The organism is Actinosynnema sp. NPDC023658 (genome assembly GCF_040639995.1).
Lineage (GTDB): Bacteria > Actinomycetota > Actinomycetes > Mycobacteriales > Pseudonocardiaceae > Actinosynnema.
The window spans coordinates 1-1,799 of record NZ_JBFAAX010001076.1 but is presented as its reverse complement, the minus strand read 5'-3'; the positions used below and the strand labels follow the sequence as shown (position 1 = coordinate 1,799).

1 protein-coding gene is annotated in these 1,799 nt (G+C 73.2%); it reads left to right on the top strand.

Going from position 1 to position 1,799, the window contains the following annotated elements:
* Positions 1-1,799 (top strand): VWA domain-containing protein (locus AB0G02_RS38230; protein ID WP_360804807.1); only part of this gene is annotated, 1,799 nt, incomplete at both ends.

Sequence of the window (1,799 nt, the reverse complement as noted above, 5' to 3'; positions counted from 1 at the left end):
CGAGCTGCTGCGCCGGAGCCTGCCGTCCACCCGCGCGCTGGACGACCTGACCGCGCGGCTGTGGCAGAAGCGCGCCGCCCTCACCCGGCGTCACCGGTTGGACGGCACGTTGCAGGAGGTCCAACGCCTGCTCCAGGACGCGCTGGCCGCCGAACGGGCGGAGCTGTTCCCCGACCCGGACGACGAGGCGCGGTTCCGCGAGGCGCAGCTGGACGCACTGCCGCAGTCGACTGCGGCGGCCGTGAACGAGCTGGCCGAGTACGACTGGCGCTCGCCGCAGGCCCGCGAGTCCTACGAGAAGATCCGCAACCTGCTCGGCCAGGAGCTGATGGACCAGCGGTTCCAGGGCATGAAGCAGGCCATGGAGAACGTCCGGCCGGAGGACGTGCAACGCATCCGGGGCATGCTCGACGACCTGAACGGACTGCTGGCGGCGCACGCCGCGGGCGAGGACACCGGTGAGCGGTTCGAGCGGTTCATGCGCGAGCACGGCGAGTTCTTCCCGGAGAACCCGCAGTCGGTCGACGAGCTGATCGACGCGCTGGCCGCCCGGTCCGCCGCCGCCCAGCGCATGATGAACTCGATGTCGGAGCAGCAGCGCCAGGAGCTGTCGGCGTTGTCGCAGCAGGCGTTCGGTGACTCCGGCATCGGCTCGCAGCTCTCCGAGCTGGACTCGCTGCTGCAGGGCCTGCGGCCGGGCGAGGACTGGGACGGCTCGGCGCGGTTCCGCGGCAACAACCCGCTGGGGCTGGGCGAGGGCGCGCAGGCGATGGCCGACCTGGCCGAGCTGGACGCGTTGGCCGAGCAGCTGTCGCAGTCCTACCCGGGCGCCCGGCTGGAGGACATCGACCTGGAGGCGCTGGTCCGGCAGCTCGGCGGCGAGGCCGGGGTGGACGCGCGCCGGTTGGCCGAGCTGGAACGCGAGCTGCGGTCGCATAACCTGCTGGAACGCGCGCCGGACGGCTCGTTGCGCTTGACGCCCAAGGCGTTGCGGCGGTTGGGCGAGGCGGCGTTGCGCGGCGTGATCGACAGCGCCCGCGAGCAGGGGCAGCGGGACAACTCGTCGGCCGGCGCGGCCGGTGAGCTGATCGGCTCGACGCGGCCGTGGCAGTTCGGCGACACCGAGCCGTGGAACGTGCCGCGGACGGTCACCAATGCCGTGCTGCGGTCGGCGGGCGGCCCGGTGCGGCTGGACGTGGTGGACGTCGAGGTGAGCGAGACCGAGCAGCGGTCGCGCGCGGCGGTCGCGTTGTGCGTGGACACGTCCTGGTCGATGGTGCAGGACGGCCGGTGGGTGCCGATGAAGCGCACCGCGCTGGCGCTGCACCACCTGGTCCGGACCCGGTTCCGCACCGACGCGCTGGAGCTGATCACGTTCGGCCGGCACGCCGAGACCGTCGACATCGGGCAGCTGACCGCGCTGGAGGGCGTGTGGGAGCAGGGCACGAACCTGCACCACGCGCTGCTGCTGGCCGGTCGGCACCTGCGCCGGCACCCCGACGCGCAACCGGTGGTGCTGGTGGTGACCGACGGCGAGCCGACCGCGCACCTGGAGGCGACCGGCGAGGCGGAGTTCCACTACCCGCCGCTGGAGCGGACCATCGGCAAGACGCTGGTCGAGGTCGACTCCCTGGCCCGGCTGGGCGCGTCGATCACGGTGTTCCGGCTGGGTGACGACCCGAGGCTGACGAGGTTCGTCGACACGGTGGCCCGGAGGTCGGGCGGTCGGGTCGTCGCGCCGGGTGAGGACGGCCTGGGCGCGGCCGTGGTGAGCGACTACCTGCGCTCCCGCAAGCGCC